At 42.3% G+C, this 8,697-nt stretch carries 8 protein-coding genes; 3 read left to right on the forward strand and 5 right to left on the reverse strand.

Annotated features, from left to right (window positions below; all coding sequences use genetic code 11):
- Window positions 1-224 (reverse strand): hypothetical protein (locus EO95_RS17505; RefSeq protein WP_048133297.1); only part of this gene is annotated, 224 nt, incomplete at its 3' end.
- Between the two features lie 562 nt (window positions 225-786).
- Between EO95_RS17505 and EO95_RS06320 the strand changes: the two genes are divergently transcribed.
- Window positions 787-1,656, forward strand: coding sequence for a geranylgeranylglycerol-phosphate geranylgeranyltransferase (locus tag EO95_RS06320; RefSeq protein WP_048133299.1), 870 nt, complete (start codon window positions 787-789; stop codon window positions 1,654-1,656).
- A gap of 404 nt (window positions 1,657-2,060) precedes the next feature.
- Here EO95_RS06320 and EO95_RS06330 read toward each other — a convergent pair whose 3' ends face one another.
- Window positions 2,061-3,293, reverse strand: a complete 1,233-nt coding sequence (locus tag EO95_RS06330) for a methionine adenosyltransferase (RefSeq protein ID WP_048133302.1) — start codon at window positions 3,291-3,293, stop codon at window positions 2,061-2,063.
- A gap of 283 nt (window positions 3,294-3,576) precedes the next feature.
- A complete protein-coding gene (locus tag EO95_RS06335) occupies window positions 3,577-4,320 on the reverse strand; it encodes an RNA ligase partner protein (RefSeq protein ID WP_048133309.1) in 744 nt (247 codons plus the stop codon).
- Window positions 4,321-5,016: 696 nt separating this feature from the next.
- Between EO95_RS06335 and EO95_RS06340 the strand changes: the two genes are divergently transcribed.
- Window positions 5,017-5,451: a hypothetical protein gene (locus EO95_RS06340; protein ID WP_200895011.1), complete on the forward strand. Its 435-nt coding sequence runs from the start codon at window positions 5,017-5,019 to the stop codon at window positions 5,449-5,451.
- 755 nt (window positions 5,452-6,206) lie between these two features.
- On the forward strand, window positions 6,207-6,599 hold the full coding sequence (locus tag EO95_RS06345) for a co-chaperone YbbN (RefSeq protein ID WP_048133304.1): 393 nt from the start codon (window positions 6,207-6,209) through the stop codon (window positions 6,597-6,599).
- A gap of 8 nt (window positions 6,600-6,607) precedes the next feature.
- Here the strand turns inward: EO95_RS06345 and EO95_RS06350 are convergent, their stop codons facing one another.
- Window positions 6,608-7,447 carry an ABC transporter permease gene (locus tag EO95_RS06350; RefSeq protein ID WP_048133306.1) on the reverse strand — a complete coding sequence of 280 codons (840 nt, stop codon included), beginning with the start codon at window positions 7,445-7,447 and terminating at the stop codon, window positions 6,608-6,610.
- A 154-nt stretch (window positions 7,448-7,601) separates the two neighbouring features.
- On the reverse strand, window positions 7,602-8,243 hold the full coding sequence (locus EO95_RS06355) for an ATP-binding cassette domain-containing protein (RefSeq protein WP_048133308.1): 642 nt from the start codon (window positions 8,241-8,243) through the stop codon (window positions 7,602-7,604).
- Window positions 8,244-8,697: the final 454 nt, after the last annotated feature.

Here is an 8,697-nt window from a genome sequence, read left to right on the forward strand (position 1 = left end):
GTATCGGTTGGTACCGGATCGGGAGTATCAGTTGGTACCGGATCAGGGGTATCGGTTGGCACCGGATCGGGGGTATCAGTTGGTACCGGATCGGGAGTATCGGTTGGCACCGGATCTGTAGTTCCCGTATCATCTGCAGAAGATGCCATGCCAGGAATCATGCCAGGAATTATTAGCATTATCAATAATACATAAATTAAAGAACTAAAAAAATCAGTTTTCATTTTTATAGGCCTCCGCCCACACATCAGTAAACAAAAATCTCTGGTATACCAGAGTAAGTCATTGACAATTTATTATATTATTCATATAAACAAAATTTAGAGATTTGTTTTGAGTAGATTTTTCCAATAAACTGCTGGTTTAAAACAATATATTTGTCCAAACAAAGTAACCCTGAATCTCCTTAGAACAGAAGTAGACGATGATTCAGATTTAAGGGGATCATACCGGGACATGGATTTCAAAATTTTGAGAAATTAACGATACAGTTTGTGATATGTTTCGACCCTCTTTCGAGATCCTTGAATCACTTTCCCCTTAATAAACCGGGCGGATCTTTCCCGATTTTAAAATGTTTTAATCTGGTAGGAGAATTATGTCCTTACACAATATCCAAATCTGACAGCCGGTTCAAATCTTAAATTTTCCCTCCACAGGAAGAGTTTTTTCATTTGAACGCTCGAACCTTATTTTGATTCGTACTTTTTTGATTCAATACTAAATTTTTTGATTTGAGACAAAATATCCGATACTTTTAATACTTTATAATGCTGCTTTCTTCTGATGTCTGCCGGAATACGCACATACCTGGAGCTTATGAGGTACGGAAACTGCCTGATGGCAGGTTTTGCAGCTGTAATAGGAACTTTGATAGCCTTTAATATCCTGACTTCCGGTACTTTAAGTTCAAATTTTGCGGGACCATTTCCTTTTCTTGATGCAGGTCTCGTGTTTCTGGTAGTATTCATGGTTTCAGGCGCAGGAAACGCTATCAATGACTATTTTGACATAAGGATAGATTCGATCAACCGTCCGGAAAGGCCCATCCCATCCGGGAGGGTGCAGGCAAAAGAAGCCCTTTACTTTTCTTACCTTCTGTTCGCCCTTGGTACCCTGCTGGCTTTCTCTGTAAATTCGGTCTGCGGGTTAATTGCCCTTTTTAACTCCCTGCTGTTGATCCTGTACGCAAAAACCCTTAAAGGTACGCCCCTTTTAGGAAACCTGAGCATAGGCTACCTTACTGGTTCTGTGTTTCTGTTTGGAGCTTCTATTTTTGGGTTTGGAGGAATTAAGGTTCTTTCCGTGCTTTTCCTGCTTGCCGCTCTTGCCATTACAGCCCGGGAAATCGTAAAGGATATTGAGGATATGGAAGGGGACAGGATGGAAGGGGCAGATACCCTGCCTCTTAGAATCGGGGCAAAAAAAGCAGGTTATCTTGCAGTGCTCATAGGGCTCCTTGCCGTACTTTTAAGTCCTCTACCGTACTCTGTGTCCATCCTTGGCCTGCGTTATCTTTACATCGTCTTTCTGGCAGACCTGGGATTTCTTGCAGCTATTCATCAGCTCCTTGCGCGGAATAACCCGACAAAGTCCTCTAAGATGTTCAAAATAGCCATGTTTTTTGCCCTGATAGCTTTCATTGCCGGGGTATAAACTTTACATAAATTTACAAAAGTCTGTCCTTAGTTTGCCTGGGCCTGCCTGACCGTTCACACAGGTCACTAAGGATTACAATCCTGATTTTGTCGGTTGCCTCCGCGGGAGAAATCTGCTGAATTTCGATTTTCAGGTTATTTCTTCTCAGGTTATTTCTTCTCAGGTTATTTCTTCTCAGGTTATTTCTTCTCAGGTTATTTCTTCTCAGGTTATTTCTTCTCAGGTTATTTCTTCTCAGGTTATTTCGCGAGTCGGGAAACTGGCAGATTGGTAACTGGCAAATCGGCAACTGGCAGATCGGCCATTCTCAGGACTGAGAGCCTTAGCAAGGACTGCGATTGGCAGATCGGCCATTCTCAGGACTGAGAGCCTTAGCAAGGACTGCGGTCTCAGTAAATAGATTAGCAGATAGGTTTCTTTCCTGCTACAAGTTCCATAGAGAAGGCATGGATATTTTCAAGTTCTTTTTCTATAACTTCTGCCGCCTCTTTTTCGACATCTCCTGCTGCACCTTTTTTCATGATCAGCTGGGCAGTTGCAATCTGAGGCTGGTCAATAGGAGTTCCGATTTCGCTCAGGAGCCAGACATACACCTCAGAGACATCGGGAATCTGATTGTAAATTTCTGCTGCGATCCTGTGGGAAAGGAGATTGTAGATCTTTCCTATATGGCTTACAGGATTTTTCCCTGCCGCAGCTTCACTGCTGACAGGACGGTTTAAGGGGATAATTCCATTTACACGGTTTCCACGCCCCACCTCTCCGCAGTCGGCGTCCTCTGCGGATGTGCCGGTAACCGTTGTGTAAATTCCATCCATCCCCCTGCCCGGCATGTCCAGAGTGTTAAGGGAAGCAGTGGGTTTTGCACAAATGCAGGCTTCAAACTCAGCTCGCTCTTTTTCCGCAAATCCGGCAGCAAACTCTTCGATCCGGTCATGCAGTTCCATTTTCTGTTTGAAATAGTCCTCTTCAGACTCCACAAACCTGTCCACAAGAGGTGCAGCAACCGTAAGATGGATGTCTTCTTTATGCCTGAGGCCCATGACCTTTATGTCTTCTCCGGACTCCGGACATTCTTTCTTGAACCCCTTTGAGTTAAGGTAGCGTTCAGTCTCGAGTACCAGCCTTTCTGTAGGGCTCAGTGGCGCATATCCGACTGCTGCGGACGTATCATTTGCCCCGAGAACCTTTCCTCCCCTGCTAAAGATATCCGTAAGTTCTGCTGAACCCCTTTTGAGTTCCACCTGGTAAATGAGGTTTTCAGGGTCTACAAAACGGAGGTTTTCTGAGAACCAGTCTTTTGCTGTACGGACTGCAAGCCCGGAAACATCGATCTCAACTCCCTCGTATTCGAAGGTTGCCCTATCCCCTATTATCAGCCGCATAGGGCTTACAACCCTTCCTCCTCCGAATTTTCCTTCCACCTGCCCTGCAACAAGCATGCCCTTGTCTATATTGTGGTGCAGGATGGTCCCGAAGGTGTCAAGATATTTCTGGCTGAGATTTACGGAAATCTGTTCCATGATAGCGTCACAGATATAGTCCGGATGCCCAAGCCCTTTTCTTTCAACGACCTCTACCTTCTGGCGGTAAACTTCCGAAGCTTTCAACTCTTCTATAACAATATTTCTCAAACTCTTTCCCCCCGGATTGCCCTTAAGGGCGTACAGATACTGTATTGATCTTGTTAATGTAAGTGAAGACAGATTAGTTTGCCAATAAATGTATTTCAGTGAAGATGGGATATTCAGTGAAGATGGATAAGGTCTTCAGTGAAGATGGAATATTCAGTGAAGATATGTGGCGAATGCAGGCAATAAAGGCAGGTCAGTTAAGAAATTCCCCTTAATAAAACTAAAACTGACCAGGACAGTCCAGATCCTTAAAGCTGTCAGCCTTCAGGGCCCATTGAGCCTGTTAAATAAATTCTGCTTCCTCTGAATGACCCTTTTTCTTTTTATCCCCATCCCCCTTTTCTTTTTCACCTTCCGGAGTATGCCTAAGATATTCTTTGATCATCATCGGAAAGGTGTTTGCAGGCACGAAGCGAACTCCAAGCTGCTCGGCCCATTTTTCAATTCCGTAGTCGCTTGCAACGACAGCTGCATCAAGTTCTTTGGCAAGGATCAGGACATCAATATCCGGCGCGCTGTCAAGGATGCCATACCTTAGAGCTGCCCTGTATTTATTCCTGAATTTGCCGATTATCCCCCCAATAACTTCTCTTTCAACTTCTTCCCTGTACTCTTTTTTCTTGTTTTGCGGGTTTTCCATGAAAAGGCATTCGGTTGCTGCCTCCCATATTGCATCTTCTGCAACCCCCATTCCCCGGTTAATCCGTTCCCTCATGTAAGATACGTATTCGTGGAATATCTGTGAGGTTACATCGACTCTATAGCGGTCAGGAGCTTTTTTCACAAGCCAGGTATCTATCTTTGCTATAACCTCCCTGTCACAGCCGTTATGGCTTGCAAATTCGTACATCTCCTTGTACACTGATGGATAGGGAACATAACAACTGATCCCAAACTGCAGACGAGCATCGGCTATAAGGTCAAGTATTGATTTCATCCCCTCACAAAGGGATGTATAGCCCATAACCTCCCGGGTCTGCAGATCCGTTAGTGCTGTAGTATCCAGCACGAATCTCTGCTTAAGCATTTTTTCGAGTCCTTTTATAGTATTCTTTACCCTTATTATGTATTGATCAAGGAGCAATAAAATTCTTTGTTTAATTTCCCCTCTCCTACCCCTGCGTACTGAACTTTCCTCATTAACGTATTTTTTGTTCCTATATTGTACTTTTGTTCTCTTTCCTCAGGCTTATTTTAGTTCTCTTTCCTCAGGCTTATTTTTGTTCTCTTCCTTCAGGCTTATTTTTGTTCTCTTCCTTCAGGTTTATTTTATTCATAAACCCTCAGCAGGAAACCCCTGATTCTTTAGCTAAGAGTTAACCTATCCATAACTATTATTTGTGTAATTATTCATTGAATTTCGATCAAAATGAATAACTGTATATACTCTTAAAACCTATATTTACATAGGGAAGTTTAAGCCATAAGCTGAAAAGCGGTTTGAAACATATTTTGCATATTGTTTTCTCGGATTGTTATTGCCTGAGTGCGTAAAGTATTTCCGGGAACACATTTGAATAAAAATAAATATGTGATCTTCCTTATCGCTTTTATCTCAGTTTGGGACAGGACTTCTCTGGCTGAAATGCCGGCAGCTTAAATATTATCTGGCAGGGTGAAAATTCAGATCAAAGGTGTGAAAGATACTGAACCGGAGTAGAAATACTGAAAAATGGACCGGTCTGGTATGATATGGATAAATAGGCTAAAAATGGGGAATTAAATGAGTGCAAACACGGAAAGTATAAAACCTTTTGTAGGCTCAGCACAGGGTTTTGTGAGGAATCCTCTGATGAAGGGAGGCGACACAATGAAAGAGTATTGCAATATCTGTGGTCGGGAACTGCAGGAAGATGTGCTGGTTGTGGACACCAGTCTAGACATGAAACCAATCACGTTCAGGGATGTTCACGGGGAGAAGTCCGATCTGATATGCATTGAATGTGCAATTGATTCGGTTGAGAACCCACCCTTTGTATGTACAAGGTGCGGACAGCCAATAGAGTTTAACGAAAAATTCTATGTATTTAAGGAAGCAACCACAAAACCGGGTGGTCCCAGAGTAGATTTCAAAGAAACATGCCTCGATGACAAATATATCTGCAGCACATGTTTCGATGAGACTATGAACCCGGAGTATGAAAAAAAGGAAGTCTGAACAGAAAAACTGACTGGTAAAATTCGGTTCTCCAACCCGCCATGAAGTTTTTACGAGAAAGAAGGGAGAAAGCTCCTATGCTTTAGCTTGGAGATGAATCCCGTTAACTTTCCCAACATTCTTTTCGTTATCAACTACCATAATATTCTTCAAACCTATCATAATGTACTGAAATCCTACGCGATAACCAAGCACAGGATAACAGGAACAAAAAATAGTATTTGATTTTCACCTCTGGGACAGAGGGTAGGGCCTGTGGACTTGTGGAAGTTGCTCCGAGGTATGAAGCAGGAAGCCCGTTAAATCTTTAGATTTAGCAGGTAGTTCACCAATGGGTAAAAAGCCGGATGTAACTGCCCGACGAATTACTGTATCCGAAAAAAGACAGAACTGTTCCTCCAGTTCTGTTCACCAGCTTTTTCTTAATCTTTCCTCCATTTCTTTTAATATCTTGCGAACTTCATTCTTTACTGACCGGAAAATGACACAGATTTTTTTAGCAGACTCTATTTAACCTTCGTGTTTTTATTTGTCAGATCCTGTTTTCCGGAATTGAGAGGCTGCAAACAGCAGGTTTTCATAACCTTGAATCCACAGATGCGTGAACTTTAATTCCATGAAGACATAAATATTGCTTTAATTAAAGCATAAAGTACTGTTAGCGTAAAAAACCACATATTTCTTCAAACTTAAGAGCGGATTCATTCCTGAATTTAATTCATTTATCTCATAATTTCTTTTAAGGGGGTAATTGATTGGACGAGAATTATGTGCTTGAAATTGAGGATGCGACCTGGGGACAGCAGGTGGAAGGTTCTGAAAAACCTGTTATTGTAATGTTTTACAGCCCTTCCTGCCCGTATTGTAAAGCTATGGAACCGTATTTTGCGGAGTATGCAAAAGAATACGGGGCTTCGGCAGTTTTTGCCAGGCTAAATGTGGCAACAAACCCCTGGACTGCAGAAAGATATGGGGTCCAGGGCACACCCACGTTCAAGTTTTTCTGCCGTGGAAAACCTGTATGGGAACAGGTAGGCCAGATCTATCCTTCCATCCTGAAGAACGCGGTCAGGGATATGGTCCAGTATGGTGAGGAATGCGTAAGAAAAAGCACTCCGGTAGGGCAGGACATCACAGGATATGTATAACCTGAAGGTCAAGCCCAATGTGCCCTGTTCTTCTTTTTTCCTTTTCCTTTTCTCGTACCTTTTTCCCTGTATATTTCTTTATTTACCAGCCCATACTCGTCAAAAGCGGTATGGATAGTGCTAAGGATGCTAAAGGTAGTGCTCATGGCTGTGGACACATAAAGAGCAACCATGATTGAAATCTGATACTTGATTGCAAGGATAGGGCTTGCACCTCCGAGGATCTGCCCTGTCATCATTCCGGGAAGGAAGACAACCCCTGCAGTTGCGATATTAGCAAGGGTAGGCCTGAGTGCGGAGCGAAGGCATTTTCGAATATAGGGTATGAGGGCTTCATACCTGCTTGCCCCGAGAGAGAGGCTGTAAAGGTACCTGTTTTCGTTTCTGCGGATATCCTCATAAAAATCTCCCATACCCACAATGTTGCCCCTGAGTGAGTTCCCAAGAATCATGCCCCCTATGGGGATCAGGTAGCGGGCTTCCAGAAGGTTTCCAAGGTCAAGCACGAATTCGTTGAAGTACAGCAGCACGCTTAAATTTGCTGCCGTAAAGGAAAGTATCACCGGTAGAAGCAGTTTATCCATTTTGAGTTCTACATTGCGTATGGTTGTGTAGCTTGCAATTGTAACCATTCCCAGAACCCAGGCCAGGTTCAAAGCCCCATTGTTCAGATCGAAGACGTAGGTCAAAAACACGCCTACCATTCCCAGCTGGACTGTCATGCGGACAACCGAATCTATAGTTGTCCGGGAGATCTGGAGCTTTATCCTGTAACTGATTGCCAGAGGAATCACAAGCATTAGAAAGCAGAGTATCAGGGAAGGTATCGATATATCGGGGCTTACCATCTGAAAATTCCTCTTGTTATTTTCGTGCAGTTCTTTTTATTCAGCTCTTTATACATCCTTTTTTAAGATTTAACTCATTTAGCTTCTTACAGACGGACACAACACTTCCCGGGATGGTTTTCAGTCCGACAAATTGTTCCTTAGGGACAGTTTTTCAATCAGATCCATTATTTCCTATAGTCACAATCTCCACTCCATCCCTTTCCCATTCTGTATCATGTGAAATTACAAAAAGTGTCCAGTGGCTGTGTTTAAGGAAATGGTCAACAACCTTTTTTTTAAGCTCGGAATCGAGAGCTGAGGTTGCCTCGTCAAGCAGGAAAATCTCTCTTTCAAGCAGCAGGGCAATCAGAATTCCGATCCTTTGTTTTTCTCCTCCGGAAAGGTTTTCAAAGTTTTTCTCAAGTATGTCTTTTTCCAGTTCGAGTTCCCTCATAAAAATATGCAGCTTTTCAGGGTCGATTTTCTCCCTGTTGGAGTGATAAGAACGGACTTCATCAAGCAGGTCCCTTACAGGTCCCTCGCCGAGATCCATATCCTGAGAAACATAGGCCACATCTTTTCGAACCTGCCAGGCCACCCGAGGGCTTAAGGGCACGCCTCTGTAATAGACTGAGCCTTCAGAAGGTTTTTCAAATCCAAGAATTATTTTAAGTAGAGTGGATTTTCCAGTTCCCGATTTACCTTTTAACAGGATCTTTTTACCTTTCAGAATGCATAGAGAAAAACCAGAAAGCACTTTTTTGCTGCCGAAATATATGCCCGTGTTTTCATACCTTATTATTTCATCATGCATCTTTTGCCTCGAATCTTTCCACTCTATATATTTTGTGTATATTTCTTTTGCGGGCTTTTGTTTTTTTCATTCCTTTTTGTAGAAGAGGTTTCTGTCCTGCAGTTCCTCTAAGAGAAAGTTTATCTATACAGAGGTGTTCACATAAACCAATTCATATAATCAGTTTCCATTGGTCATCGGTTAAGGATATATTTTCCCTCGTTTTCTACTTTTTTTGGTATTAATCCCTTCATTTCTTATCTGCCACAATAAGGCGTACATTCCTCTCGTTCTGTTCTTACTTGCTTTACACTCACATCTTTTGAACGGTATTTCTACAACTGCATTTAATTTTTCAGTGTAAAGATATAGTTACACACGATATACATTAATTTTTAATTTAGGATGATATAATCCTTTATAAAATAAAATAAAGTATTATAAAGCTTCGAATGTATTTTTATTGCTTTATTTC

Origin of the sequence: Methanosarcina sp. 1.H.T.1A.1, assembly GCF_000979295.1 — an archaeon.
GTDB lineage: Archaea > Halobacteriota > Methanosarcinia > Methanosarcinales > Methanosarcinaceae > Methanosarcina.